The 26,032-nt window shown below is 49.9% G+C and carries 22 protein-coding genes; 11 read left to right on the plus strand and 11 right to left on the minus strand.

Going from position 1 to position 26,032, the window contains the following annotated elements; genetic code table 11:
* Nucleotides 1–6: 6 nt before the first annotated feature.
* The 5 genes from F0L74_RS22590 to F0L74_RS22610 form a co-directional block, all read right to left on the minus strand.
* Nucleotides 7–1,647, minus strand: coding sequence for a RagB/SusD family nutrient uptake outer membrane protein (locus F0L74_RS22590; protein WP_188316118.1), 1,641 nt, complete (start codon nt 1,645–1,647; stop codon nt 7–9).
* Between the two features lie 19 nt (nt 1,648–1,666).
* Nucleotides 1,667–4,957 carry a SusC/RagA family TonB-linked outer membrane protein gene (locus F0L74_RS22595; protein ID WP_188316119.1) on the minus strand — a complete coding sequence of 1,097 codons (3,291 nt, stop codon included), beginning with the start codon at nt 4,955–4,957 and terminating at the stop codon, nt 1,667–1,669.
* 202 nt (nt 4,958–5,159) lie between these two features.
* The gene (locus tag F0L74_RS22600; protein ID WP_149840186.1) at nt 5,160–6,254 is read right to left on the minus strand and encodes a FecR family protein; all 1,095 of its coding nucleotides are present in this window, start codon (nt 6,252–6,254) and stop codon (nt 5,160–5,162) included.
* A 168-nt stretch (nt 6,255–6,422) separates the two neighbouring features.
* The gene (locus tag F0L74_RS22605) at nt 6,423–6,998 is read right to left on the minus strand and encodes an RNA polymerase sigma-70 factor (protein WP_149840187.1); all 576 of its coding nucleotides are present in this window, start codon (nt 6,996–6,998) and stop codon (nt 6,423–6,425) included.
* A gap of 139 nt (nt 6,999–7,137) precedes the next feature.
* Entirely contained in the window at nt 7,138–7,536 is a 399-nt protein-coding gene (locus F0L74_RS22610; protein WP_149840188.1) for a GNAT family N-acetyltransferase, read from the minus strand.
* 443 nt (nt 7,537–7,979) lie between these two features.
* Here F0L74_RS22610 and F0L74_RS22615 point away from each other — a divergent pair, with 443 nt between their 5' ends.
* The 3 genes from F0L74_RS22615 (at nt 7,980) to F0L74_RS22625 (ending at nt 10,354) form a co-directional block, all read left to right on the plus strand.
* A complete protein-coding gene (locus tag F0L74_RS22615; protein WP_149840189.1) occupies nt 7,980–8,240 on the plus strand; it encodes an RNA recognition motif domain-containing protein in 261 nt (86 codons plus the stop codon).
* A gap of 97 nt (nt 8,241–8,337) precedes the next feature.
* On the plus strand, nt 8,338–9,753 hold the full coding sequence (locus F0L74_RS22620) for a sigma-54-dependent transcriptional regulator (protein WP_149840190.1): 1,416 nt from the start codon (nt 8,338–8,340) through the stop codon (nt 9,751–9,753).
* A gap of 208 nt (nt 9,754–9,961) precedes the next feature.
* The gene (locus F0L74_RS22625) at nt 9,962–10,354 is read left to right on the plus strand and encodes a nucleotide triphosphate diphosphatase NUDT15 (RefSeq protein WP_213087054.1); all 393 of its coding nucleotides are present in this window, start codon (nt 9,962–9,964) and stop codon (nt 10,352–10,354) included.
* Nucleotides 10,355–10,361: 7 nt separating this feature from the next.
* Here the strand turns inward: F0L74_RS22625 and F0L74_RS22630 are convergent, their stop codons facing one another.
* Nucleotides 10,362–10,697: an alpha-ketoglutarate-dependent dioxygenase AlkB gene (locus tag F0L74_RS22630; RefSeq protein WP_149840191.1), complete on the minus strand. Its 336-nt coding sequence runs from the start codon at nt 10,695–10,697 to the stop codon at nt 10,362–10,364.
* Between the two features lie 162 nt (nt 10,698–10,859).
* Here F0L74_RS22630 and F0L74_RS22640 point away from each other — a divergent pair, with 162 nt between their 5' ends.
* The 7 genes from F0L74_RS22640 to F0L74_RS22670 all read left to right on the plus strand — a co-directional run bounded on the left by F0L74_RS22640 (nt 10,860) and on the right by F0L74_RS22670 (nt 19,466).
* A complete protein-coding gene (locus F0L74_RS22640; RefSeq protein WP_149840192.1) occupies nt 10,860–12,275 on the plus strand; it encodes an oligosaccharide flippase family protein in 1,416 nt (471 codons plus the stop codon).
* Nucleotides 12,276–12,405: 130 nt separating this feature from the next.
* Entirely contained in the window at nt 12,406–14,049 is a 1,644-nt protein-coding gene (locus F0L74_RS22645; protein WP_149840193.1) for an O-antigen ligase family protein, read from the plus strand.
* The gene (locus tag F0L74_RS22650) at nt 14,042–15,061 is read left to right on the plus strand and encodes a glycosyltransferase family 2 protein (protein ID WP_149840194.1); all 1,020 of its coding nucleotides are present in this window, start codon (nt 14,042–14,044) and stop codon (nt 15,059–15,061) included. The genes F0L74_RS22645 and F0L74_RS22650 overlap by 8 nt, the downstream gene beginning before the upstream one ends.
* Entirely contained in the window at nt 15,051–16,193 is a 1,143-nt protein-coding gene (locus F0L74_RS22655; protein ID WP_149840195.1) for a glycosyltransferase family 4 protein, read from the plus strand. Before F0L74_RS22650 ends, F0L74_RS22655 begins: the two co-directional genes overlap by 11 nt.
* Complete coding sequence (locus tag F0L74_RS22660) at nt 16,190–17,302, plus strand: DUF1972 domain-containing protein (protein ID WP_149840196.1); 1,113 nt, start codon at nt 16,190–16,192, stop codon at nt 17,300–17,302. Before F0L74_RS22655 ends, F0L74_RS22660 begins: the two co-directional genes overlap by 4 nt.
* On the plus strand, nt 17,299–18,561 hold the full coding sequence (locus F0L74_RS22665) for an O-antigen ligase family protein (protein WP_149840197.1): 1,263 nt from the start codon (nt 17,299–17,301) through the stop codon (nt 18,559–18,561). Before F0L74_RS22660 ends, F0L74_RS22665 begins: the two co-directional genes overlap by 4 nt.
* A complete protein-coding gene (locus tag F0L74_RS22670) occupies nt 18,555–19,466 on the plus strand; it encodes a nucleotidyltransferase domain-containing protein (protein ID WP_149840198.1) in 912 nt (303 codons plus the stop codon). Before F0L74_RS22665 ends, F0L74_RS22670 begins: the two co-directional genes overlap by 7 nt.
* Before the next feature lie 13 nt (nt 19,467–19,479).
* Here the strand turns inward: F0L74_RS22670 and F0L74_RS22675 are convergent, their stop codons facing one another.
* The 5 genes from F0L74_RS22675 to F0L74_RS22695 are packed head-to-tail and all read right to left on the minus strand — an operon-like array spanning nt 19,480 to nt 25,093.
* Nucleotides 19,480–20,322: a class I SAM-dependent methyltransferase gene (locus F0L74_RS22675; RefSeq protein ID WP_149840199.1), complete on the minus strand. Its 843-nt coding sequence runs from the start codon at nt 20,320–20,322 to the stop codon at nt 19,480–19,482.
* Nucleotides 20,319–21,785 (minus strand): B12-binding domain-containing radical SAM protein, encoded by a 1,467-nt coding sequence (locus F0L74_RS22680; RefSeq protein ID WP_149840200.1) that lies wholly within the window; start codon nt 21,783–21,785, stop codon nt 20,319–20,321. Before F0L74_RS22680 ends, F0L74_RS22675 begins: the two co-directional genes overlap by 4 nt.
* Before the next feature lie 8 nt (nt 21,786–21,793).
* Nucleotides 21,794–22,843 (minus strand): radical SAM protein, encoded by a 1,050-nt coding sequence (locus tag F0L74_RS22685; protein ID WP_149840201.1) that lies wholly within the window; start codon nt 22,841–22,843, stop codon nt 21,794–21,796.
* Nucleotides 22,844–22,845: 2 nt separating this feature from the next.
* The gene (locus F0L74_RS22690; protein WP_149840202.1) at nt 22,846–23,586 is read right to left on the minus strand and encodes a class I SAM-dependent methyltransferase; all 741 of its coding nucleotides are present in this window, start codon (nt 23,584–23,586) and stop codon (nt 22,846–22,848) included.
* 1 nt (nt 23,587) lies between these two features.
* Nucleotides 23,588–25,093 (minus strand): B12-binding domain-containing radical SAM protein, encoded by a 1,506-nt coding sequence (locus tag F0L74_RS22695; protein WP_149840203.1) that lies wholly within the window; start codon nt 25,091–25,093, stop codon nt 23,588–23,590.
* A 196-nt stretch (nt 25,094–25,289) separates the two neighbouring features.
* Here F0L74_RS22695 and F0L74_RS22700 point away from each other — a divergent pair, with 196 nt between their 5' ends.
* Nucleotides 25,290–26,030: a class I SAM-dependent methyltransferase gene (locus tag F0L74_RS22700; RefSeq protein WP_149840204.1), complete on the plus strand. Its 741-nt coding sequence runs from the start codon at nt 25,290–25,292 to the stop codon at nt 26,028–26,030.
* Nucleotides 26,031–26,032: the final 2 nt, after the last annotated feature.

Below are 26,032 nucleotides of genomic sequence, written 5' to 3' on the forward strand. Positions count from 1 at the left end.
TAGTTTTTAATAGTTCGGGTTCTGCTCTATTTTAGGATTTTGAGCTATTACGGTTTGTGGTATTGGCATCCGGTAATTTTTGGTAGCAACGAATGTGATCTTACCGCCGCCGGCGTTCACTTTCTCATAGGTAAGGTTGGTACCGGTACCGGTGATTTTCATCGCGCGCAGCGGTTTGCTGAACACCTGCTCTGCTATCTTCCAGCGCCACAGGTCAAACAAACGCTTACCTTCAAACGCCATTTCTATACGGCGCTCACGGCGTATACGGGCGCGCATCTGCGCCTGGGTAAGACCCGCAGGTAAGGCAGGCAGACCAGCCCTGGCGCGTACTTTATTCATTGCGTCATATACGGTAGCATCTGCGCCTGAAGCCTCGTTCTGGGCTTCTGCATAGTTCAGCAGCACTTCTGCATACCGCCAGATAATGGAGTTAGCGCCGCTGCTTACGCCGGGCACAATTGCCGGATCCACCATCTTCTTGAGGAAGTAACCGGTACGGCCTTTACCGCCCGCGCCGGCAGCATCCAGCTCATTAGAGTTATTAGGTACGCCCAGGCGGGTGTAGATGATACCGCTTTTCCAGGCAGAATTATCATGGATGATGGTAGCCTCAAAACGTTTATCCCTGTTATCATAAGGGTGGGCAGGGTCAAACATGGCGGAGCCCTCTCCTTCTGTTTTACCATCCAGGAACTCATAATCATCCACCAGGTCCTGGGTGGGATTTACAGCGCCCCAGCCGCCACCATCGGATACTTTTACGGGGTTCCAGTATTTTTCCTTGATCTCTCCTTTTACGTTGGCTGCATATTGCACATCAAAGATCACTTCCTGGTTGTCTTCATTAGCAGGCAGGAACAATTGTCCGTAGTCCGGGTACAGGTCATAACCTGCGCCGGCGTTCATGATCTTCAGGTTCACGGCCGCAGCTTCTGTCCATTTACCGGCATACAACAGCTGCTCGCCTTCCAGCGCCCATGCAGCGCCTTTGGTGGCACGGCCGGCGTCTTTGGCGGCCACTTTCAACGGCAGGTCCGCAGCGGCTTCTTCACATTCTTTCTGGATGAAGGCCGTACATTCTTCGAAGGTGTTACGCGGGTTAAAGATGGCGTCTCCCTGCTCTTCGCGGTTCAGGGGCACGGTGATGATAGGCACGCCGCCGTAAAGGTCCATCAGGGATTTGTAATAATATGCCCGCAGGAACCTGGCCTGGGCCAGCATGGGCTTTTTGGTGGCATCATCAAAATCTGCCGCAGTCACGTTCTCAATGAACACGTTACACTTCCGGATGTTGGCGTACATGTTCTTCCAATGTGGCGTAAAGATAGGCGCTGAAGGCCCGTAGGAACCCTGCGCAAAGGCCTCATAGGATGGGATGCCTGCCAGCGGCCCGCTGATGCTGTTATCAGAGAAGTTATCCAGCGGATCGTTGCTGATCTCTGACGGTACGTTGGTGAATACCGTTGACTGCGGGCCGGGATTCAGTGCATTATAGATATCGTTCAGGAACAGGTTGGCGTTGCTGGGCGTTTTCCACACGGTAGCATCTGTGAGCTGATCTGTAGGCTCCACATCCAGCTTGCTCTCACAGGCGGTAAATAAAAGTGCGGAAGCCGCAATATATAGAATACTTGCTTTTTTCATGATGGTTCGATTGATGATGTTAGAAATTGGCATTTAACCCAAAGGAGAACACCTTTTGCTGGAAGTAGTACCGGGCCCTTTTGCTGGCGCTGCTCACGCCAATTTCGGGATCCAGGTAACTTTCTGCGGAGAAGGTGAGCAGGTTCTGCGCCGCGCCATAGAAACGGATGGAATGGATACGCAGGCGGCTCATGATGCCGGCAGGAATAGTATACCCTATTTCTGCTGTCTTCAACCTTAAATAAGCGCCGTTACGCTGCCACCAGGAAGATACCTGCTGACTGTTGGTGCTGGGAGAAGGCAGGATGACAGGATATTTTGCATCGCGGTTATCCGGCGTCCAGTAGTCCAGCTGATCGCTGAAGATCTTAGCGCCGTTAAAGAAAGGATTGGATGCTTCGTTCGTAAGCTGGAAACTGCTTTTAGCGGCGCCCTGCCACAGCATGCTGATATCAAACCCTTTCCAGCTTACATTGGCGGTGAAACCGTAGATGATCTGCGGGAAAGCAGGATCGCCGATCACTACTTCGTCATTGGCGTCTATTTTCTTATCCTGGTTTGTATCCTGGTAGCGGATATCGCCGGGTTGCACGGTACCAAATTGTTTTGGCGCGTGGTCTATCTCATCCTGGGACTGGAACAGGCCAATGGCCTTTAAGCCAAACTGGGTATCCAGCGGGCGGCCGGTACGGCGCCTGTTAGGATCGTTGAGTGTAGAAGCATTCTCAAACGTCTGCACCAGTTTGTTCTTAGCGTAGGAGAAGTTAAGACCGGCGTTTACGGTAATACCGTTCTTGAATGTATTGGTAGTGTTGATCGCAAAATCAAAACCTTTGTTGTCCATAATACCGGCATTCACCTGGGAGATACCGATACCGTATTCCACGGGCACTACTGCATTGGGGGTTACCAGCATGTCTGAACGGCGCTCTTTGAAGAAGTCCAGCTCAAAGCCCAGTTTACCACGCCAGAAGCTGCCTTCCAGGCCAACGTCTGCTTTCTTAGCGGTTTCCCAGGTAATGTTGGGATTGGGCTCGCTTCTTTCATACACACCCTGTACCTGGCCAAACTGCGTACCGCCAAAACCGTAGCTGCTGCTTAAACCGTAGCTGCTCAGGTACTGGAAGGGAGCGCCCGCCAGGTTACCGGATACGCCATAAGAGCCACGCAGCTTCAGGTTATCGATCCATTTATAATTATCCTTGATAAAACTTTCTTCTGACAAGCGCCAGCCCAGTGAAAAGGCGGGGAAGAAGGCAAAGCGTTTACCGGGGGCAAAATAATAGTGCCCGTCATAACGGCCAGAGGCTTCTACCATATATTTCTCATCAAACGCATATCCTACACGGTATACAAAACCCAGCTGTTTGAAGGAATTGGAAGAGCCATAGTTATCCAGGTCTGTTTTGGAGGAGCTACCCAGGGAAAGCTCGTCCAGGTTCACCTGGTAATTAAGGCGGGAAGCGCCGAACCTGTTACCGCTACCCTGGCGCCATTCTGCCACGGCCAATGCATTGATACCGTGTTTGCCGAAGGTATTGTTATAGGTGATATAACCCTGTAAAGTGGTATTGATAAACTGCTGGTAGCCCTGGCTAAGCTGCGGGGAAGGTACGCCTGCTTTTGTTTCTACGAATTTATCATTCGCATCCAGGGAATAGAAGCTATAGGGGAGCTGCCAGTTCTTGATGGTACTGTCGCTTTTATCATAAGCGCCAACAGCTTTGAATGAAAGGCCGGGTATTGCGGGTACTTTTTGCTCGATAGATAACTGGGAGAAGAAGATATTCTTATTCACGTTGTTATAGCCGCTTTCATAAATGGAAGGCAGCAGGCCGTTGCCGGGCAGGCCGTTGGAGAACTGCAGCTGCTGGTTCAATAGCGGCGAGTTCTTGGTAACGGAGGTATAGATGCCGGTGCCGCTCTGTGAACCGGGGTTCTTGGTCACTTCCAGGCTGGCTTTGATATCCAGTGATACGGTAGTGGTTTTAGTGGCATTTACATCCACGTTAGAAGCCACGTTATAACGGGAGTAATTGATCGCATCTACGGAGCCCTGCTGGTACAGGTGGCCCAGTGCGGCAAAGAAGCGCACTTTTTCAGAACCGCCGGAGAGGTTCAGGCTCTGGCTGTTCATGGGAGCGGCAAAATCCAACACTTCGCGCATCCAGTCATGATCCGGGTAGTGGTCAGGATCAGAATGGTCTTTATATTTCTGCAGCTGCTCGTCCGTATAAGCGGCGGGCAGACCGGCATTTTTATTGGCAGCATTCAGGGTGCTGGCAAAATCGTAGGAGTTCAGATAATGCGGGTATTGGGTAGGCTTTTGAAAACCATACCAGGTATTAAAGCTCATATCTACCCGGCCAGCCTTACCTCTTTTGGTAGTGATCAGCAGTACGCCGTTAGCGCCAGCCAGGCCGTAAGGCGCAATGGCGGCGGCATCTTTTAACACGGTGATGCTTTCTATCTCATTAGGGTTGATCTGGGAATAATCGCGGGGGATACCGTCCACAATAGCCAGGGGGCCACTGTTAGCGCCGGTGGTGCCTATGCCCCTTACCCTTATTACGGAAGCATCTACCCCCGGCTCACCGCTGCCCTGGAAGGCGAGCACGCCAGACACGCGGCCTGCTATACTGTTATTCAGGTTAGCCACCGGGGCTTTTGTGATATCGCTGCCCTTAAGGGTAGATACCGCTGCGGTAGTAGAGACCTTTTTCTGGGTGCCATAACCTACTACGATCACTTCGCCCAGGCCTTTGGACTCATCCTGCAGGGTAACGTTCAGCGTGGTCTTTCCATTCACGGAAAGCTCCTGCGCCTGGAAACCGATATAGGAAATTACCAGTACGGCATCTGCGGGAACATCTATCTGGTAGCGGCCCTGTGCATTGGTCACCGCGCCGGTGTTGGCGCCTTTCACCTTAATAGAAACGCCCGGCAGGGGTACGCCCTTGCTGTCGGTAACAATACCTTCCACGGTGGAAAACCGTATATCGCGGGAGGCGGTGATGGCAATTACATTATTGGAGAGCAGACGGTAATTCAGGTTAACGGAAGACAACAGATTGCTGAGCACATCGGTGAGCTCCTGGGTGCCGTTGGTGCTTACGGATACCAGCTTATTCAGCGGCACTTCCTTGGCATTGTAGAAAAAGCGGCAACCGGTAGCGGTCTCTATTTTATCCAGGGCCTTTGACAGGCGCACATCCTTCACATCCATGGAAAGCTTTATGTCTTTCTGGGAGTACACCTTGGCGGATAACTGCATGCAAAACAGAAAAACAGAAAGTAGCGTCAGGCGCATAGTTCTTTCAATTAGCTTAACATTAACAAAAGGGCATGACCAACCCTTAAGTAGATTTTTTTTCATACTTTTAGCTTTTACGGTTTTTTGGAAGACGCGTGTCGCAATGTGGCTTCCAATAAAATTGAATACTCCGGAGGGGGATGTTAGCGCATCTCCCTTCCTATTTTCCTGGTTGGCAGTAACTTAACCTGAATCGTTACTATTTATTGATAATAACCTGTCCATTGTTCAATTTAAATTTAAACGGTACTATTACCTGCAGGAGCTTTAAAGCATCCGTTATATCTTCATCCTTAAATATCCCCGTTACCTGGTAGTTCCGTATCACTTCATCCTTAATGACGATAGCGATATTATACCGTCTTTCCATCATCAGGGCCAGGTCTTCAAAGCGTTCGTTACGGAAGATGAGCTTATTCTCTACCCAGGCAGTTTCCACGATATCATTGGTTTTTGCATAAGGCACGATCTTAGACACTTCGAACACGGGCGCGGGTTGCTCCGGTTGCTGTTGGGCCTGGGCCTGTTTATTATGCAGCACCAGCTTTTCGCCCGGCGACATCCGTATTTTCCGGGCCGGCTCCTGCTCCAGCGACACTTCAATGGCGCCTTCTATCAGCGTAGCCTCTGTAATGCGGCTGCCGGTATAGGCCTTTACATTAAAGGTGGTGCCCAGGTCTTTGATCGTAGCATCGGGGGTATGAACAATGAAGGAATGTTCGTCGTCATGCGGCACTTTAAAATAAGCCTCACCCGCCAGGTAAACTTCCCTGTTCTCCAGGCTGAAGTTCTTGGGATATTTTAGCTTACTGCCGGCATTGAGCCAGATAGCGGTACCATCTGCCAATACAATATGCGTCTTAGAGCCTTTTGGCGCGATGATCTCGCTCATAGCCAGATCTGTGGTGGTCTTCTGCCGGGCCGTTTGACGGAACAGCGCAATACTGGCCAGCGTCATTACGGCAATACCGCCTAAAGCGGCCGCCACCCGGAACAGGGTCCGGAATTTTGAGGGAGCAGCCGGGGACGTTTCCGGCACAGTGGCCTCCGGTCTGATAAGCAGTAAGGTGTTGAGCTTTTCCGGTTCCAGCTTACTATCCAACAGTGATCTGATCTCCTGCACATATTCCTGGGTAACATCATCCAGACTATTAACTGCCTGTATCAGCTCATAAGCATACCAGAGCTCCGGATCGGCAGCCAGCAGCTCTTTCAGCTCTTCTGCCTCGGCAGGGGTAATAGTGTGGGATAATTCCTTGCCCATCAAGAAATAGATCCTGTCGGTGTCTTTCATTTATATATTACGTTTGGTGCTTTCGCAGATATGATTGCATCAGCCTTAATAAAAAGGCGCCATATCTATGCGTTTATCATTAAGACAGGGGAATAAATACATTCTACTAAGCAGGATGAAAAAAAATTTTACGGGGAATGGATGGCTGGTATCTAAGGGGATAAACTGCTACGAACGGGAGGATGAAAGCGGATGACGGCTGTTAAACGCAGATACGGCCTGCACCAGTCTTTTGAGGGCGATGGCCAGCTGCGCATCGATGGTATTAATAGAGATATTCAGCTGCGCGGCCACGTCTTTATTCCGCAGGCCCTCTATACGCACCATTTCATAGATCTGTTTACAACGGGGGGGCAGGGCATTAATGGCATTGCGGATACAATCATGCAGCTCCATAGATATAATAATGCTCTCCGGATCTTCTGTGGTAAGGTCTTTGAAGGGCACGGCAGACATAAGCCCCTGCTCCTCCTTCTGTTTAGCCAGCTGGTTTAAACAGGCATTCCTTACCGCGGTAAAGAGATAGGCGCGGAGATTACTGATCTCCACGATCGTTTCTTTCTTTTGCCATACTTTATAGAGGACGTCATTCACAATCTCTTCCGCAGGTTCCTTTGCTTTCAGGTAAGCAGCTGCGAACTGTAATAATGTAATGTGGTATTGCTTGTATAACAGCTGATAAGCGTCCCCCTCCCTCTTTTCAGCAATAAGATCAATAAAGGCTTGCGTAACGGATTCCAACATACAAAGTGCCAGATATAATGCTGCAATATCCGGAACCAATGCTGGATATTGGAACAAAACAACATTGTATTTATGTTAACAATACTGTTTCATTCGTCCGGGCGAAAAATCCAAATATTGCAAATGATGTAATTGTTAATTATTTAGTGCGGTTCATGATAAAACCCCTGTCTTCTTTGGTGAACCCTACTTTGGGATAATAATCCATAGCGCCGGGCACGGAGAGCAACAGGATCATGGCCTGCTCCCCTATTCTTTCGCGGGTAAGGCGGATGAGCTCTTTGCCAATACCGGATTCTTTATAATCCGGGCTTACGGCCAGATCTGCCAGGTAGCTGCACCATACCCAGTCTGTAATAGTGCGGCTAATGCCTACCAGTTTTTCGCCATCCCAGGCAGATACCACCAGGTTGGAATGCTGGAACATCGTTTTCATCCGCTCTGCGTCATTTGTAGGTCTTGGAAGGCCGGCGGCGTTGTACAGTTCTATGATCTTATCTACCGGCGGCATTACGTCATTTTTGTATGTTATTTCCATATCGTGGATTTTTGGCGGTTTAATAGACAGCTACAGTGCCATCTAAAATACTAAACAAACGTTAAAAAAAAGCAGTTTCCGCAGATTTCCGGTGAGACGTGCACCAGCCTGGGTTTTATGAATTATGCAGCGTTTAACGGACCTGGCGCCACAACAACATTTGTTGTACGTTATCCGGTTATCCTTCTCTTTCCGGTAAATGACAGAATGGCTACTGTGGCCTATCCCACAGGAAGATACCGGCAACAGCAGGCGCTAAGCCGGTTGCCGGCTTGCTGGTAAAGATTTATTTGGTTGTTTATCCGATTAATAGTCCTACCTTTAAAATACAACAGGATGACGCTGATCATTTCTCTTTATTCCCACATCTACACTATTACCCCTTGCTCTTGATCTACAGCGTTTTTCACCATTGTATTTCTTTATTGCTAAAACATTATATCATGAATCTGTACGTGTCTAATTTAATGTCCCATATCACCGCAGAAGATCTTAAAAAGTTGTTCCTGCCTTTTGGCTATGTAGCATCTACTAAGGTGATCACTGACAAATTCACCGGCGTTTCGCGCGGTTTTGGATTTGTTGTGATGCCACAGCAGGAAGAAGCAGATAAGGCCATGCGCGAGCTGGAGGGCAAAAATGTAGACGGCCGTAACATCTCCGTTGCAGAGGCAAGGGAGCGTACAGACAGACGTTCTTATTAACCGTGCACTTGTATTAGCGACCAGGATTGTATTCATAAAGTTGTTGTAGCATGGCTTTAAGGGTTCTTCCTGATTATCTCACAAAAAAGAACCGCTCATGATGAACATTCTAATAGTAGACGATGAAATAAATATCTGTACCCTGCTTAATAAAATACTGACAGGCGCCGGATACCTGGTGGATACCACCCTCTCCGGCCTCGCCGCCGTTAAGATGGTGAAGGAAAAAGTGTATGACCTGGTATTCTGCGATTACCGTCTCAGGGACAAGGAAAAAGATGGCGCTTCGCTGATGGAGGAGATACGTGGGATCAATCCGCATACAAAAGTGGTGATCATGACGGGTTATCCCGATGTAAGGATCGCCATCCGCCTGATCAAAGAGGGCGCATTTGACTATTTATTGAAACCTTTTAACCGGGATCAGATACTGGCCCTGGTAAAAACGATGCAGGGGGCCGCAGCCAGCGGCATTTGCGAAGAATTGCCGGCAATAGAGCTGGCAGCGCCTGCAACCGCCAAAGCCGGCAAGCCTGTTGTAGTAAATCGTAACCTCAACTATATCTATGGCGAAAGCCAGGTTTCCAAACAGTTATATGAACATATCCACCTGGTGGCGCCCACTGATTATAGTATCATTATCACAGGCGAGACTGGCGTAGGCAAAGAAGCCGTGGCCCGTTTGGTGCACGTGCACAGCAAACGCTGCGACTACCCTTTTGTGGCACTGGATTGCGGATGCCTGTCAGACGAGCTGGCATCCAGCGAGCTGTTTGGCCATGAAAAAGGCGCTTTTACCGGTGCCATCAATTCCCTGAAAGGCGCTTTTGAACAGGCGCAGGGCGGCACCCTTTTCCTGGATGAGGTCACTAACCTCAGCTATGCTGTACAGGTAGCTCTGTTACGCGTGATCCAGGAACGGGTAGTACGGCCGGTAGGCAGTTTAAAGGAGATCCCTGTGGATATCCGGCTGGTAGTGGCCTCTAATGAAAATCTGCAGGAAGCAGCGCTTGCCGGTAAGTTCCGCCAGGACCTGTTCTTCCGCCTGAATGAGTTCAGTATTACCGTACCGCCGCTACGTACGCGTTTACAGGATCTTCCCTTGTTTATAGCCAACTTTTTAAAGGAAATAGGCGAAGAACTGGCGCAACCGCTTCCCCCCTTCTCCCATGAAGCGCAGGAGTGCATGTACCGCCATACCTGGCCGGGTAATATACGGGAGCTGAAGAATGTGGTACGCCGGGCCTGTTTGCTGGCCGCCGGCGAACCGGAGATCCCGGTAAGCGCTTTACCGCCGGACCTGAGGGGCACTGCTGTTTTACCGGAACAGGAACCGGTTATGCCGGATGCTTTGCCGGAGAACCTTAAGTCCGCTGCCCGGCAGGCAGAATATCAAAAGATCATTTCCGTGATGAAAACGGTGCGCTATAATAAGACCAAAGCAGCGCAGTTATTGAATATTGACCGCAAAACTTTATATAATAAGCTCAATATGTTTAATATTGAGCTATAGTGGAGCCGTGCACAATAAAAGCGTAAAAAGAGTGTATCAAGTCTGCGAGACTTCTTTTGGAGTAGCAGCGAGATACACTCTTTTTTGTTGGGTAATTTATCTTGCGTGATAGTTATATAGTAATGCCTGAATCCCTCCTATAAAAACAGCTTCCAACAGGTTCAGCAGGAAGTTTGTTATCTTTACCGCCGTAATAAAACTACCCCACGTGCAATTCAAAATAGGTATCGGTGTTATCATCCACCAATCCGGTAAAGTATTAATGGGCCTGCGGGCAGGCAGTCATGGCGCTAATACCTGGTCTTGTCCCGGCGGGCATATGGAAGCCGGTGAAATACCGGAAATTACGGCTAAAAGGGAAGTGTTCGAAGAAACGGGACTTGTAGTGGATCAGCTGTGCCCGTGCGGTTTTACCTATGATCATTTTGAAGAGATTGATACGGATTACCTGACGCTGTTTTATAGTTGTGAATGTGAGCATGGTACGCCGGTGATCATGGAAAAGGAGAAGTGCCTGGAATGGCGGTGGGTGTACCCGGATGCGTTGCCGCAGCCGTTGTTTAAGCCGGTGGCTAGTTTGATGGCGCAGGGAGGGTTGTGATGAGGTATTAATCTTCCTTCATCTTCCTGAACGTAAGGCTCATCCGCCCTTCGTCCGTATCCGCAGCGGGAATAGCATGCTGCCACACTCCCTGTAGTTCCTGCGTCATATAGATCAATGAACCCGAAGGCAGGGGAAAATCCACTACCTGCTCCTTATCTGCTATGTTCCTGAAACGCAGCACGCGCGTAGCGCCCAGCGAAATAATAACCACGCCGGTACCTGCGGCCAGTATATCCGTCTGATCTGAATGATACCCCATTTTTGAAGTACCATCCATATAAAAGTTAATCAGGCAATTATTGGGCGTAAAACCAAGGGCTCCGTGTATACAACGGACCATTGACGGCTACCGGGAAGCCCTTTTCCAGAAATTTCATGTGCAGAGCCGCGTGGGCCTTTGCCTGGAAGCCCTGCGTAAGGAATTTATTAGTTTATAAACCGCTAAGTCTTAATTTTACGGCATGCCTTCACCATTGGAGACGCTGTAAAAATCAACAATAGCTTGGCAACAAAACTGTTTCAGAACCTTTCCGCCAATACCATTCAACTTGTAGTGAACCAGCTCTGCGGAGTGGCGATCTTCTACCTGCTTTCCCGCCAGCTTACTAAGAATGATTTTGGACAGCTGAACCTTGCCTTAGCCTCCCTGATGCTGGCATTTAATATGCTCTCCCTGGGCATTGACCAGGTCACCATCCGCAGGGTAGCCATGGGGCATAATATCAAAAGGCTGTTATCCGTATACCTGTTCCATGTGCTGATCACCGGGCTGCTGTTTTATGCCATACTTGTACTATGCGCTGTTGGCTTTTCGCAACGGAATGACCTGTTTATCATCCTGCTGGTGCTGGGCCTGGGCAAGCTGATGATCTTCCTGTCCCTGCCCTTTAAACAGGTAGCTATCGGCATGGAAAGGTTTAAGGTACTGGCAGCCATGCTTATTACCTGTAACGTAGCGCGGACCGCGGGCCTGATCATCTGGGCCATTTTTGCCCCGCTTACGCTGCATATTGCCATTGTGCTGTTTGTGCTGGGCGACCTGGCAGAAAGCGTTTTTACCGTATACCTCTTTAAACGGCAGCTGAAGGTCCCCATCGTTTTTAAATGGTATAAGACCTATTACGCAGGGCTGTTGCGGGAATCATTACCGCAAACGGGCGTGGTGATCCTCACCTCCGCCATTGCGCGGTTTGACTGGATCTTTATTGGCGTGATGGTATCCTCCGTAAAGCTGGCGGAATATAGTTTTGCCTATAAAGCATTCGAGGTATCTACGCTGCCCCTGCAGGCGGTGGCCCCTTTGCTGTTGCCCTGGCTTACGCGGCTGTTCAGGAACGGGCAGCCGGAAGGAAGCCGCCTCCGCTTTCTGCTACGGATGGAGCTATCTGTGGCCGTGCTTACGGCCCTGGGGCTTAATATCCTGTGGGCGCCGGTAATAGATACGATCACTGCCGGTAAATATGGCGCGGTGAATGTGCCTGTTATCTTTTTCCTCTCCTTATGTATCCCCTTTTTATACCTCAATAATTTCCTCTGGAGCATCTATTTTGCCCAGGGCCGTATGCGTATGCTGCTGGTGGGTTTTGCTATTACCTTCCTGGTGAATGCCGGACTGGATATGCTGCTTATTCCCTTTTATGGAAATGAAGGCGCAGCCGTGGCATTCCTGGCCTCCTGTATGGCGCAAACCGGCTACTACCTGGCTAAAAATGAAGAGCCGGGGCTGCGGACCGTATGGCAGGACCTGCTGCTCTGTATAACCTGTGCCCTGGCAGGCGGCTTTGTGGCCAGGGCCTGTTTTACCAGCTATTATGCGGTGCTGCCCACGGCGCTCGTCTTATGCGTTGGTTTACTGTTCCTTGCCCGCCAGTTGCGGCGGAGTGATACCGGCCAGCTAAGGGGTCTTTTAGGGCGATAAAAGCCCATTTCAGCCCGGTGTTCAACTGCTTTATTCCCCGTTTTTTAAGCTGACAGGCAACCCATTATATATTCCAATCGTATTGTTTGCGGAGCAGATTCCCTTTTGACCGTAAACATATGTATATAACATGAGCACCGGCGCCAGTTTTGATCTGAAAAGATGGAAGGACTATATAGACTGGAAGCTGTTTATACTACTACTATTATTCCTGAATGTAAAGCTGGCGGTAAAGATACCGGCTATTGTGCTGGTCTATTGCCTGCAGCCCAATTTCAGGTTCGGCTTCCGCCTCAGGGATCCCAGGCTGCCGCTTTTTTACCCGCTGATCATCGCAGTGGCCTTATTGGGCATGCTGGTAAACGGCGACTTCCGCGAGCCCAACTACCTGCTGGTGTTCCTTACCGGCGCAGGCTTCTGGCTGCTTTGCCTGCTGGCCATTCACCAGGTAAAGCTATCGGTTGACCAGCAAAGCACGGAAAAGATCCATCATACCCTGCTGGTGTTCTTTGTGCTGAATGCCGCCGTATCTGCCGGCAACCTGCTTAGTATTATATGGGAGATCAGGGACCTGAACCCCTATACCTACCAGGCGCAATACCAGAAATACTTTATTAATACCGGGGATTATATCCGCGGGCTTACATTTGATACCTCCACTACCAATGCGGTGATCAATGCCATGGGCATTATCTATTTCTTCACGCGCAAACAATATCTATGGCTGCTGGTATGTATGGCTGCCCTGCTGCTTACGGCCAGCAATATCCTCAACATTGCCGTAGTGCTGATACTGGGCTTCCTGTTCTGTTTCCGCAGCAACCGGGATCAGAAAAGCTTTGTAGTGGTATGCCTCATTTTCCTGCTGGTGTTTATGTCAAAAGTATCGCCCCAGAACCTGGAATATGTGGGCAATAATATAGAGAAGATGGCGGGCATGGAAAAGCCGGCAGCACCTCACCGCGAGGTTTCCCTGCTGGAAATGGCGCAACAGCCGGATTCCGTATTGACAGCAGAGCAACGGCGGCAAAAGACCGCTATCCTTTATATGGATAGCCTGACCAGGGTATGGCACGCGGAGCTAAAAAGGCTGCACCCAAATGTCCAGCCGGCTGAGGAACAGCTGCTGTTACCGGAACCGCCAATCCATTCCGCCTCCTATCAATCTATTAAAGATCCCGTATCATTAGAGGACCCCATTGTACAATTTATACACCGCTATAGCCCTGTGTTGCCATATGCCACGGGGGCCATACCCACCCCGCATTTGCCGGGTAAAGCGATTGGCCTGCTGCAGACCGCTAGTTTTATCGTACAGCACCCGGGCCATATACTGCTGGGCAACGGTATGGGCAATTTCTCTTCCAAACTGGCATTCAGGGTCACCGGGCTTGGGTTTGCCGGCGGTTTCCCGCAAAAGCATACCTATATCAATACTGATTTTATGCACAACCACCTGGATCTGTACCTGAACTTTTTTAGCCGGCAGTCTGGTTACCACTCCCTGGTCAATACGCCTTTTTCTGTGTATGACCAGCTGTTATCAGAATACGGCGTACTGGGCCTGCTATTGTTCCTGGCGGCATACCTGGGCTTTTTCTGGCGGCATTACCGCAGGCTTACCTACGGCATTCCGCTGTTACTGCTGATGATGGGCATCTTCTTTATTGATTATTGGTTTGAGCAGCTGTCCGTACTGGTATTATTTGAACTATTACTGCTATTAAACATAAAGGAAACGGCTACGGTACAGGGAGGGCCCGCTTATGACTGATCCCCGCGTCACCGTGCTGATGCCGGTATACAACGCCGGCAAATACATAGGCGAAGCCATCCGCTCCGTGATGGAACAATCCTTTACGGATTTTGAGCTGCTGATCGTGAATGATGGCTCTACGGATGATACCTTATCCGTGATCAACACGTTTAATGATGCCCGGATCCGTGTCATTAACCAGGAGAATAGAGGCGTAGCCGCCGCTTTGAACAAGGGGCTTCACTATGCGCGCGCCCCTTATATAGCCCGTTTTGATGCGGACGATATCTGTTACCCGGAGCGGCTGCAGGTGCAGTATGATTTCCTGACGGCTAATACCGGCTATAGCCTGGTGGGCGCATCAGTGGATTATATTGATGTAACAGGCAATTACGTATTCACCTATCACCCCACCGGCAACAATAGTGAAGAGATGAACCGGCTTATTTACCGGGTGTGCCCTTTTATACACTCCAGCGTATTTTATAAAAAAGAAGCCGTGCTGCGGATGGGCGGTTATAATGAACATGCCTATACGTTTGAGGACCACCTGTTATGGGCCAGTATGCTGAAACAGGAAAATGCCTGCAACCTGCAGGAGGTACTGATCAAAGTACGGTTAAACCCGGAATCCGTGACCATTGATGAAAGATGGCGCACACCGCTTTTCCGCCGGATCAAGTACGAGGCGTTAAGCAAAGGCAACATCACCAGAGAAGATGGCCAGGAGCTGCTGAAGATAGGCAAACGGCAACATGCGCCCCGTATTAAAGAAGGCGCTTATCATGCCCTGCTGGGTAAAAAATACCTGTGGAATAATTACCAGCCTGCCAGGGCGCGGGCCCACCTGCTGCAGGTAATGCGGCTCAGCCCATTTCATATAAAGAACTACCTGTTGCTGCTCATGTCGTTTTTACCGGAGCAAACGCTGCGCGTGTTCTATCATTCCGTAAAGACCAATTTTGGCAAAGAGGAAACAGGTTATATCAATAGTGCCGCTAACAGTAAAAAGGTGATCTATGAGGGATAGCCGGCTGACATTATTTGTAGATGCGCACGTATTTGACCGTGAGTTCCAGGGGGCGCAAACCTTTCTGCGGGAATTGTATACGCAGCTGATGGCAGACCATCCTGAGCTGGATATTTATTTTGGCGCACGGAATGTGCAGCATATACAGTCCGTATTTCCCCAGCTGCCGGCCAGCCATATATTACCTTACCAGAAAAAAAGCGCGGGCCTGCTCCGTTATATTTTTGATATACCGGCTTATATACGGCAGTACCGGTTTGATTTTGCGCATTTTCAATACATCAGCCCCAGGAATACCGCCGGTTGCCGGTATATTGTCACCCTGCATGATGTGTTGTTCAATGATTTTAAAACGGCCTTCTCCCCTTTCTTCCGCCTGAGCCGCCATGTGTTGTTTGGCAGAAGCATTAAACAGGCGCAGATCAAGACCACGGTATCAGCTTATTCCAGGCAGCGCATCAGCAATCATTATAACATTCCCGCGCAGGCATTGCACGTGATCCCTAATGGCACCAGCGATGGGTTTTTACAACAGCAAACCTCCCGGCAGGAGGCTGCGGACCTGGTCTATGAGAAATTTGGCATCAGCAATTATATCCTGTACGTAAGCCGTATAGAGCCGCGTAAGAACCAGCTGCTGCTGTTGCAGAAATACCTGCGGCTACGCCTGTACCGGCGTGGTATAACGCTGGTGTTTATTGGCAAGGAATCCGTACAGGTGCCCGCCCTTACGCAATTAATTGCCGGGTTAGACAGTGAACAAAAACATTATTTCCATTGGCTGCCACAGGTAACACAGGCAGACCTGGCCGCTTTTTACCGGGCCTGCCGCCTGTTTGTATACCCTTCCCGGGCAGAAGGTTTTGGCATACCGCCGCTGGAGGCGGCCATTTGCCAGGCGCCGGTATTATGCTCTTCCGCCACCGCCATGGAAGACTTTAACTTCTTTGCGCCCTATACGTTTGACCCGGATAACGAGGCAGAGTTTGAACAGAAATTAGCCGATATCATAGATGCGCCGCCGGACGATACGTTCACCCAAGGGGTGGCGCAGCATATACATAAGCACTATAACTGGAAACATAGCAGTGAGCTATTCTATAGCCTGCTACAACCAAAAAATTATTTATGAAACTAAAGCTTGCTATTTTAGGAACAAGAGGTATCCCTAACAATTATGGGGGGTTTGAGCACATTGCCGAATATGTGTCTGAAGGACTGGTGCAGAGAGGGCATGAGGTAACCGTGTACAACTCCCACAACCATCCCTACCAGGAAAAAACATGGAACGGCGTACAGGTAGTGCATTGTTATGACCCGGAGTATAAGATAGGCACCGCCGGACAATTCATCTACGATCTTAACTGCCTGATGGACGCCCGCCGCCGGCAGTTTGACGTGATCCTGCTGATGGGTTATACCAGCAGCTCCGTATGGGGCATGCTGTATCCTAAAAACAGCGTGATCATCAGCAATATGGACGGGCTGGAATGGAACCGCGCCAAATACGCCAAACCCGTACAGCGCTTCCTGAAATACGCGGAAAAGCTGGCCGTAAAATACAGCCAGTTCTATATAGCAGATTCCCTGGTGATCAAATCTTACCTGCAGGAGAAATACCATATCGACAGCCAGTACATCCCCTATGGCGCGGATGTGTATACGGAACAGGAAAGGAAAATGTTTGACAGCGACCGTAGCCGGGTAAAGGAAGACTATTTTCTGCTGATGGCCCGCATGGAACCGGAGAACAATATTGAGCTGATCCTGGACGGTTTCAGCAACAGTAATTCTGATAAGTCCTTCAAAGTGCTGGGCAATACCAATACCAAATTTGGCAAGTTCATTACCCAGAAATTCCAGCATGATGAGCGGATCCAGTTCAAAGGCTCCAATTTTGACAACAGCGTGGTACGCTCCCTGCAGAATAATTCTTACCTGTATTTTCACGGGCATAGTGTTGGCGGCACCAACCCTTCCCTATTGGAAGCTATGGCCAGCGAGGCGCTGATAGCCGCGCACAACAACCCGTTCAACAAATCCGTACTTACCACAGACGCTTTTTATTTTAATGACGCATCGGACGTGCGGCAGCTGGTAGAAACCGTACAACGGGAAGATACAGAGCGGATCATGATACAGAACAACCTGCATAAGATCCAGTACCAGTTTAACTGGGAGAAAGTGATCAACGAGTATGAGGCTTTTATACTGGAAAGTTATCAAAAAAGCAAGGCATGAAGCAGCTATTTTGCATAGAAGACGGTTTGGCCAATAAGATCAGCTATTTCCATATCATGTTGTTCCTGGTAAGTTTGCCGTTCGACATGTTCTATAGCCATATCATATTGATCAGCCTTATTGCGCATACGTTGATCCATCTGCGTAAAAAGGATATAAAGCCGGTGATAAGCTGGCGGAATATGCTGCTGTCCTCTGTGTTCTTCCTCACGCTGCTAAGCCTTATATACACCGGCAGCCGGCCGGAGGGGCTGAATGAGCTAAGTATGCAGGTCACCATTCTGCTACTGCCGCTGGTCTTTAGCCTTAACCCGCTGGACCTGGGTAAATACCGGGATAACCTGCTGCAAGTATTCATGCTTACCTGTGCGGCGGTAACCGCTTACCTGTTCCTGCATGCGCTGGTCACTATCGGGTATTATCATCAAAGCCTCCCGCTGTTGTTTACACCGGCTTTCCTCAATCATAATTTTTCATTACCCGTGGGTATGCACGCTACCTACCTGGCTATGCAGGTGGCCGTAGCGCTGGTATATGCCCTGTACCTTTTGACAAAAGCTACTACGAGCCCTCAACGGCTTTTTTACCTGGCCTGCTGTGGCTTATTGGCAGCAGGCATTATACAGTTGAGCTCCCGGGCGGTGTTCATTGCCCTGTTCCTGGTCATTAACCTGGCCGTACCTTATTTCCTGCTGAGCGGCAAACGCCGGCTGCGCTTTGTGATGGTGGTAATACCGTTATCGCTGCTGATCATAGCGGGGATCTATACCGCCAGCAATTTCCGGGAGCGTTATGTAACGGAACTGGAAAAGGACCTGCGCAGGGGTAACCCCGGGGAGCTCACGGATCCCCGTATGGCCCGCTGGGATATTGCGATGCGGATAGGCGTGCAGTCGCCCGTTATTGGCTATGGTGCAGGATCAGAGGTGGCGCTGCTGCGGGAAGGATATTTCCAGCATAAGTTCTACCGCTCGTATTTAACTAACCTGAATGCGCATAACCAGTTCATCAGCTTCTTTATTAAGTTTGGCACTATTGGGCTGCTGATCTTTGTATGTACGCTGGTATATGGTTTCCGGGCCTCCTTCCGCCATAAGGACCTGTTGTTGTTTGCGTTCCTGGCCGTTACCACGGCCGTGTGCCTGTCTGAGAACATTATGGACCGCGACAAAGGCATTTTCTTTTATGCCGCCTTTTTCTCCCTACTGATCTTTTCCCATTACCCGATACACCACAAAGAATCATCAGCACTATGTTAAGGATCAAAGACAACATACTGGCTACGCTTGCATATTTTGATATGTTTGACTACCCGTTAACGTTTGACGAGATATACGCCTTCCTGGAAAACAGCTGCGAACCGGCCACTTTCCGGGCGGCCCTGGAAGCGCTAACGGAGCAACAGCTTGTTTTCCATATCCAGGATTACTATTCCCTCAAAAACAACACGGATATAGCGGCCCGGCGCAGTAAGGGCAACCGCAAGGCGCTGGAGCTGCTGCACAAGGCGGAACGGGTGGGCGCATGGCTGATCCGTTTCCCTTATGTGCGCGGCATAGGCGTATCCGGTTCACTTTCCAAGAATTTTGCGGATGAGAATTCTGACATCGATCTTTTCATCATCACACAACGCAACCGGCTCTGGATTGCGCGCAGTATTATGCATTGTTTTAAGAAGCTTACCTTCCTGGTGAACAAACAGCATTATTACTGTATGAACTATTATGTGGATGAGGCCCAGCTGCAGATCGTGGAAAAGAATATCTATACCGCCATTGAAGTGGTGACCCTTATTCCCTTACAAGGCAGGGACGCATTCACTGCTTTTTATAACGCCAATGACTGGGCGCATCACTATCTGCCTAATAAGGATATGGATGCGGCCACCGTAGCGCCCTTACAAAAACATAGCTCCAAAAGCCTGGTGGAAAAGATACTGAATAATGGCCTTGGTAACTGGATGGAAAATGTATTGATGAAGATCACCGCCAAACGGTGGCATAAGAAAACGCTGTTGCAGAAGCTGAATTTAAGGGGCACCGTGATGAGCATGTCCGCCAGCGCGCATGTGGCCAAACCAGACCCCGGCGCATTCCAGGAGAAGCTGATAGAACGTTACGAGCGTAAGGTATTTTCCCTGCTGGAGCAATCAGCGTTACGGTAAATAACCGCCAATATCAGCACTCTGATAACAGTGTGCTACCTCTTTTTCGCAGGGAGATGATATAATAATCCCCTATACCCCGCCAGGGCCAGGCGCTCTTCCACTTATCTTCCAGCCTGGTCATTCCTTTATACAACACCGGATGTTTTTCTGCAAACCCTTCTATATAGGATGGCGGCACAATGGTGCAAAGCCCTTCTGTGCTGAGCGTGGTAAAATCCGCGGCCAGCTGTTTCCGGATATAGGATGGGGAATAATACCAGCATTTAAAATACACGCCTTCTACATGGGCTGTACGCCCGCGCCGGCTGAAGAAACGGCGGAAAGCCGTCCTGAATTTACCTTTGAGCGCCAGCAGGGTTTCCCACAGGCAAAATCTGGGCAGTACCACCAGGGTGACCATGCCACCAGGTTTTAGCAGGGATGAGAAGGATTGTAAGACCTTATCCAGGTCTTGCGTACAATTAAGCCCTGCAAAATTGGAGAAGATAAGATCATAGGGGCCTTTATTCCGCAGCTGTTCCAGCTGGGTATAGGAACACAATTCATTGCTCACTACATAATGCAGCTGGTGCAGCACCACTTTATCCCGCAATTGCTGCTGCATGCCTGCAGAGATATCCGTGGCATGTACTTTAAACCCTTTTTGTGCGAAAAAGATAGCGTCTTCGCCGGTGCCGCTGTTCAGCTCTAAGATGCTACTGCCGGGCTGCAGATATTTTAATACATGCTGGCGTACGCGCTCCCGTTTATATTGGATGATGGTATTACCGCTGTACAGCGCGTCAAATACGCCGGATTGGCTGCTGAAGGCAGCCTGCGCAAAATGTTCATTACTGCTGGTGATCGCTTTCATGCCGTTGCTTTTTCCAGTCTGTTCAGCTTCTGTTTCTCAATAAAAGTAAGCGGCGCATAATAGACCACAGAGCAGGCGGCCTTTAACCGGGCCATACTAAGCCTGAACGGGTTGCGCAACAGCTGCCGGATATTATGTTTGGCCAGGTGTTTATGATAGTTCTGGTGCACATAGGCATGCAGTTGTTTATAAAAAGCCGGCGGGAAGGTGTTGCGGAACATCAACGCCATTTCATCAGAATCTGTCCAGTTGGTCTTCTTTTGCAGCTCCGCTTTTACGTTCTCGTAGAATACGGTGCCGGGCAGCGGGTAAGATACGGAGATGCCTATCTGGTGCGGCAGCAGCTCATTGATCATATTGATGGTAAGCAGGATATCTTCACGGGTCTCTCCCGGGTAGCCAAATTGGATAAAAAAAGAAGGTTTAACACCATACTGTTTCATCAACCGGGTAGACTCGTGGATCTGGGCGATAGTAGTTCCCTTATCCATAGCGTCCAGTATTTTCTGGGAGCCGCTTTCCGCGCCTATCCACACATTATCACAGGCGGCGCTGGCCAGCGCCTGTACCAAGCCTTCTTCTACCAGCAGATCTGCCCGGGACTGGATCTTGAATTTAATATGCAGGTCTTCCTCCTCCAGGATGCGGGAGAACTCCTTTACCCAGCCGGGTTTTAAGCCAAAGATATCGTCACAGAACCAGATATGTTCTACCTGGTATTTTTCCTTGAGCAGCTTCATCTCCCCTACCACATGCTGCGGGCTACGGGAGTTGTAACGGTTGCCATAAATGGGTTTGGCGCACCAGTTGCATTTAAAGGGGCAACCGCGGGTAGTGCTCATATTAATGGAAAAATAACCGGCGCTTTTGAGCCAGGTTTCTTTATAGCGGTCCATATCTACCAGGTCCCAGGCCGGCAGGGGCAGTATGTCCAGGTCGCGCATAACGGCGCGGCCGGGGGTAGTAACAGGTTTACCATCTGCCTTATAGGCCAGCCCTTTGATGGCGGCAAAATCTGTATGACCGGCTTTTATACGCTCCGTCAATTCCAGCAAGGTTTGTTCGCCTTCGCCTATGATCACAAAATCTGCGCCCTGCGCTAAGTATTCCGCGTAATGGTCTGTAGCGTCTGAGCTGGAAACAATCACCGTACAACCCCGTTCCTTTGCCAGCTTACACATGGTAAAGGCGGCCTCCCGCATATTGGTGAGGCACATTTTGGTGAGATAGTTGAACCCATCGTCATAGATCACGAAAAAGTCCGGGCGGTGTTGGTCCAGCTGTACGCTTACTGCCTGCGGGTCCTGTACGAACATCACATCATATAAGGATACGTTGTAACCATGTTCCCGCATCAGCGCAGCCGCATAGATAGTACCCAGTGGCGGGTATGGCTGCCCTATGGCCCATTGTTTTGGGTCGAACCGGAGATGATAGGAATGGGTGAAGAGTATGTTGTTCATAATGATCGTCAGTTCAATTTAGCCCCTGGCCGTAAATTTAATGCACACACACATTTTACGCAGGTGTCGTCTTTATCCATATCCAGCGACTTACGGAAGGCGATGGCTTTTTTACTGTTGATGATATCCTCCAGCGAGGCGTCCCGGATATTGCCCATCACCTCATGAAAGAAACAGGGGCGCACGCTGCCATCCGCCTCTATAACAGCAGATACCCAGGGGGCGTTACATTTCTTATAAGGAAAGGCGTTATGGCCGTAGAAAGCGCTGTAGTATTGATAGATATGCTGGATCTTCAACGGCGATTCCGCGATGAAGCGGGTATGGAAATCGTCCTTATTGTTGAGGAGGATGTTATCCACGATAGTTTGCAAGGCCGGCAGCTCCGCTTCGGAGATCAGTATCTCATCCTGCCGCGGCTCATCCCAGGCGGTAGGGCGGTTAAAGGCATTGCTGCTCACATCTGCCGGTAAGAAACTGATCTGGTCCAGCTGCAAGGTTTTGGCGGCGGCAATAATAGCCGGCCACTGGCGGTAGTTAAGCCGGTGGATCACCGTTCTGCCGGTGACCCGGAACTGCGGGTTAACTGCTTTTAAGGCGGCTATCCCTTCCTGCAATTTCTTAAACGCGTGGGGGATATTACGGATCTGGTCATGCAACGCTTCATCCCCATCCAGGGAAATGATCACATCATCCACCCATTGCAGGATATCTGCCGCATGGTGTTTTATGGCCAGGCCGGTAGAGAGTAAGCTGATACGGATACCCTGGCTTTTTATGATCTGGCAGAGGCGGAAGAAATTAGGGCTTAATAGCGCCTCGCCGCCAGACATCAGCACCTGTTGTGTACCAAACTTCCGGAGTGCGTTCATCAGGCCATTTACATCCGCTTCTGTCAACTGCTTCAGGTTCTTGTTATCCTTCCAGATATCACACATCACACAACGGCAGTTACAGGCGCTGTGCGGCATCAGTATCACGATGGGCAAGGCCGTTATCCGGTCCGTCTGCAAAGTGCGGTAACGCTGGAAAGTATGGTAGATGGAGGTTCCTGTCATGATTATCTGTTAATACATATCCAGTAAAAAGGATGTTTGCGGAACAGCTTATTAATGAGCTGCGCCGGGTGGAACAGGATGCGGTAGTTAAAACCCTCCAGGTCCTGCAGGCGGTGATGAAAATAATACGCCGCCATAGCGGGATAGCCCTGGCTGGTAAAATGCTCCACGGTACGTTTCTGCGCATCCGCCGCCTGCTCCGGGGTGTAGAACATGGTATCCACGATATGTATTTCCCCATCGGCTGTTAAACATTGCTGTACCTGTTGCAGCATATCTCCCAGCGGAGAGAAGTATTGCAGGGAGGCCGCAAATACCACCACATCGAATTGTATGCCCGGGAAACGGCCAGGCGCAAAATCGTCCGCAACAAACTGCAGGTTATCCTGTTTAAAAACGCGGGCCGCCTGTTGCAGCTCTACCTGGTTAATATCCATGCCGGTTACATTGGCGCCTGCTATACCCGCCAGCATGGCAGAGAGCCAGCCATTGCCGCAACCGATTTCCAGTATGTGCAGGGGCCGGCGTTTGCCGCGCAGGTAATTGAGCAGCCGTGCCGCAGAGCGTTTGCGGATCTCCCACTCCCCCGCATGGCGGTGACTAGGCGTTATATCCGGCAGCCGCCGCAGCTGCTCATCCGTATAGATACGTTGCTCCTGCTGCCGTACGCCCAGGTATAGCTGTTCAAAAGCGACATAAGAGGCGCTTCTTTTTTCCGGCAGTGTCTGACTACATGTACTCATATCAAAAGCCCTGTATTTCCGGTTGCCTGTAACGCCATACCTTATGCAGCAGTTTTATCTCATAAGGGTAGTTATACAAGTTCACCTTATAGCGCAGGCCGGCTACCAGTTTAAGGGCGCGTTTCTTTAACGTGTTCAGCCGTATATCCGTAGCGGTAGGATATACGCCATTTAATACCGTTTCAAAATTCCGGATGCGGTCTATCATCTCCGGTTTTAACCAGGGCGTAAGCGGGTTCTTACGCAGGTCAAAGTTCTCCCAGGCAGGGCTTATCCAGTCTTCCAGTGTTTTAGGGAAGCTAAAGCCGCTGGCCAGTACCTGTTTGTACATCTCTGAGCCTTCCATGGGCACCGGGCTGTAGGTATACATCACGATCTCTGTATTGGGGTTCACCGCTTTTACCTTTTTGATGAAATGCAGGTCAAAATCGATCTGCGCCTGTACCTGCTCCGGCGTAGGCGCGGGCGTGCCCAGTACAAAGGAATATTCCGGGATGATATCAAACTGCTTTAACCGCTCCGCAAACTCGATGATCTGTTTACCGGTTTGGGTGCCGCCTTTATCCAGCTGTTGCAGCACCGCGTCGTTACCGCTTTCTGCTCCAAAGAAGATCATCGTGCAGCCTGCATCGCGCATAGCCGCCAGGGATTCGTCCTTAAAGCGGCTCATGGTATCAATACGGGCCATACCCCACCATTTCATCTTTTCCTTCCCGATCAGTTTGCAGAACTCCACGGTACGTTTCTCTGATACAAAGAAATTGTTATCATGGAACTCAATGGCGTCTGCGCCCCAGTTATCCTTGATGTATTTGATATCGTTATAAGTGCGTTGGGCAGATTTTGCTTTCCAGCGGGCCTCGTAGGTAGGCACCACGGCGCAGAAAGAGCAGGTAAAAGGGCAGCCTATACTGGAATGGTAGGCCATGGTCTTTTCGCCCAGGTAGGTTTTGCCCAGGTAGTGCTTGCGGATGTTATAGAACCCGTTCAGCTTATCATATGGCAGTGCGGGCAGGGTATCCTGCTCTATCAGGTCTTCTTTAGGGGTTTTCTTCACTTTACCGGCCGGATCCAGGTAAATGAGGTTCTTGATCAGCTCATAGGGCGCATTGCTCTCCAGGGCGTCTATAAGGCGGGGAAAGGCATAGTCGCCAGGGCCGTTGATCACAAAATCCACATAACCGGAATTAAGCGTAGGGCCCGGGTGGTTGGTAGGGAAATATCCGCCCCAGATGATCGTTACCTCCGGGTATTGTTCCTTTACCGCTTTGGAAGCGGCAATAGCCCCTTTTAGCTGGGGGCCGGGCATTACCGTAATGCCCACATATTTCAGATCGCCCTGGCCTATGTACGACAATATTGTCGCCACCGGGTCAAGGTCACAGTTGCCGTCTACGATCACCCAGTCATACCTGCCCTCTATAGATGCGGCAATACTTAATATAGCATTGGGAATACGGTGTTTGGCATTGGCGCTTTTAGGATTGAATAATAAGATCTTGCTCATAAAATAACCTGCTTTAACATTAACCTGTATCTGTTGATTATCAATTACTAATCCCTGTATATAAAATGAATGTTTATAATATACGTGCAGTTATGCCGGCGGGTTGCCTGTGGGGTTAAATAAAACACAGGCAACCCCGGGTAATTAACACTCGTATTCAATACATTAGTATATCTGAATTTTAATTAATACCACCTTGCTCAACACGATAAAAAAGATCATCCGCGGGAACATTTTCCAGCCTGTTTTAGTGGAAAAACCTTCAGAAGAGGCCTATGACCTGTGGTCAGAGAATTATGACCAGCAGCCCGGCAACCTGATGCTGGATATGGACGAAGCGCTGTTTCCGGAACTGCTGGGCGGTTTACTGCTGGATGATAAACAGGTAGCGGATATTGGCTGCGGCACCGGCCGGCACTGGGCCAAGCTGTTCCAGGCCAACCCGGGCAGTCTTACGGGGTTTGACGTATCCGGCGGTATGCTGCAACGCCTGCAGGAGAAATTCCCCGCCGCCCATACCCGTAAGATAACGGACAACCGCTTTACGGATGTGGCAAACGGCACGTTCGATGTGATCGTATCTACCCTTACTGTAGCGCATATCCAGGACATTACGGAAGCCCTGAGCGCCTGGAGCCGGATCCTGAAAAAGGAAGCGGATATCATCATCACGGATTTTCACCCGGATGTGCTGGCGCAGGGCGGTAAACGTACTTTCCAGCACCATAACAAACCCATGGCGGTAGCCAATTTTGTACACCATGTAGCGGATATTGAACAGCTGCTGGCCGGGCATGGCTTCCGGCTGGTGGAACGCAAGGAACGTATTGTGGATGAATCTGTAAGGCATTATTATATGGCCAAAAACGCGCTGCCCTTATATGAGCAGTATAAAGGCGCCCGTATGATCTATGGCCTGCATCTGAGAAGGGACTGATC

This window comes from Chitinophaga agrisoli (genome assembly GCF_008386695.1).
In the GTDB taxonomy this organism is placed as follows: Bacteria; Bacteroidota; Bacteroidia; order Chitinophagales; family Chitinophagaceae; genus Chitinophaga; species Chitinophaga agrisoli.

Bases quoted from the DNA above. Each gene is read 5' to 3' on its own strand.
- F0L74_RS22590 (WP_188316118.1), bottom strand. From the start codon at position 1,647: ATGAAAAAAGCAAGTATTCTATATATTGCGGCTTCCGCACTTTTATTT.
- F0L74_RS22595 (WP_188316119.1), bottom strand. From the start codon at position 4,957: ATGCGCCTGACGCTACTTTCTGTTTTTCTGTTTTGCATGCAGTTATCC.
- F0L74_RS22600 (WP_149840186.1), bottom strand. From the start codon at position 6,254: ATGAAAGACACCGACAGGATCTATTTCTTGATGGGCAAGGAATTATCC.
- F0L74_RS22605 (WP_149840187.1), bottom strand. From the start codon at position 6,998: ATGTTGGAATCCGTTACGCAAGCCTTTATTGATCTTATTGCTGAAAAG.
- F0L74_RS22610 (WP_149840188.1), bottom strand. From the start codon at position 7,536: ATGGAAATAACATACAAAAATGACGTAATGCCGCCGGTAGATAAGATC.
- F0L74_RS22615 (WP_149840189.1), top strand. From the start codon at position 7,980: ATGAATCTGTACGTGTCTAATTTAATGTCCCATATCACCGCAGAAGAT.
- F0L74_RS22620 (WP_149840190.1), top strand. From the start codon at position 8,338: ATGATGAACATTCTAATAGTAGACGATGAAATAAATATCTGTACCCTG.
- F0L74_RS22630 (WP_149840191.1), bottom strand. From the start codon at position 10,697: ATGGTCCGTTGTATACACGGAGCCCTTGGTTTTACGCCCAATAATTGC.
- F0L74_RS22645 (WP_149840193.1), top strand. From the start codon at position 12,406: ATGAGCACCGGCGCCAGTTTTGATCTGAAAAGATGGAAGGACTATATA.
- F0L74_RS22650 (WP_149840194.1), top strand. From the start codon at position 14,042: ATGACTGATCCCCGCGTCACCGTGCTGATGCCGGTATACAACGCCGGC.
- F0L74_RS22655 (WP_149840195.1), top strand. From the start codon at position 15,051: ATGAGGGATAGCCGGCTGACATTATTTGTAGATGCGCACGTATTTGAC.
- F0L74_RS22660 (WP_149840196.1), top strand. From the start codon at position 16,190: ATGAAACTAAAGCTTGCTATTTTAGGAACAAGAGGTATCCCTAACAAT.
- F0L74_RS22665 (WP_149840197.1), top strand. From the start codon at position 17,299: ATGAAGCAGCTATTTTGCATAGAAGACGGTTTGGCCAATAAGATCAGC.
- F0L74_RS22670 (WP_149840198.1), top strand. From the start codon at position 18,555: ATGTTAAGGATCAAAGACAACATACTGGCTACGCTTGCATATTTTGAT.
- F0L74_RS22675 (WP_149840199.1), bottom strand. From the start codon at position 20,322: ATGAAAGCGATCACCAGCAGTAATGAACATTTTGCGCAGGCTGCCTTC.
- F0L74_RS22680 (WP_149840200.1), bottom strand. From the start codon at position 21,785: ATGAACAACATACTCTTCACCCATTCCTATCATCTCCGGTTCGACCCA.
- F0L74_RS22685 (WP_149840201.1), bottom strand. From the start codon at position 22,843: ATGACAGGAACCTCCATCTACCATACTTTCCAGCGTTACCGCACTTTG.
- F0L74_RS22690 (WP_149840202.1), bottom strand. From the start codon at position 23,586: ATGAGTACATGTAGTCAGACACTGCCGGAAAAAAGAAGCGCCTCTTAT.
- F0L74_RS22695 (WP_149840203.1), bottom strand. From the start codon at position 25,093: ATGAGCAAGATCTTATTATTCAATCCTAAAAGCGCCAATGCCAAACAC.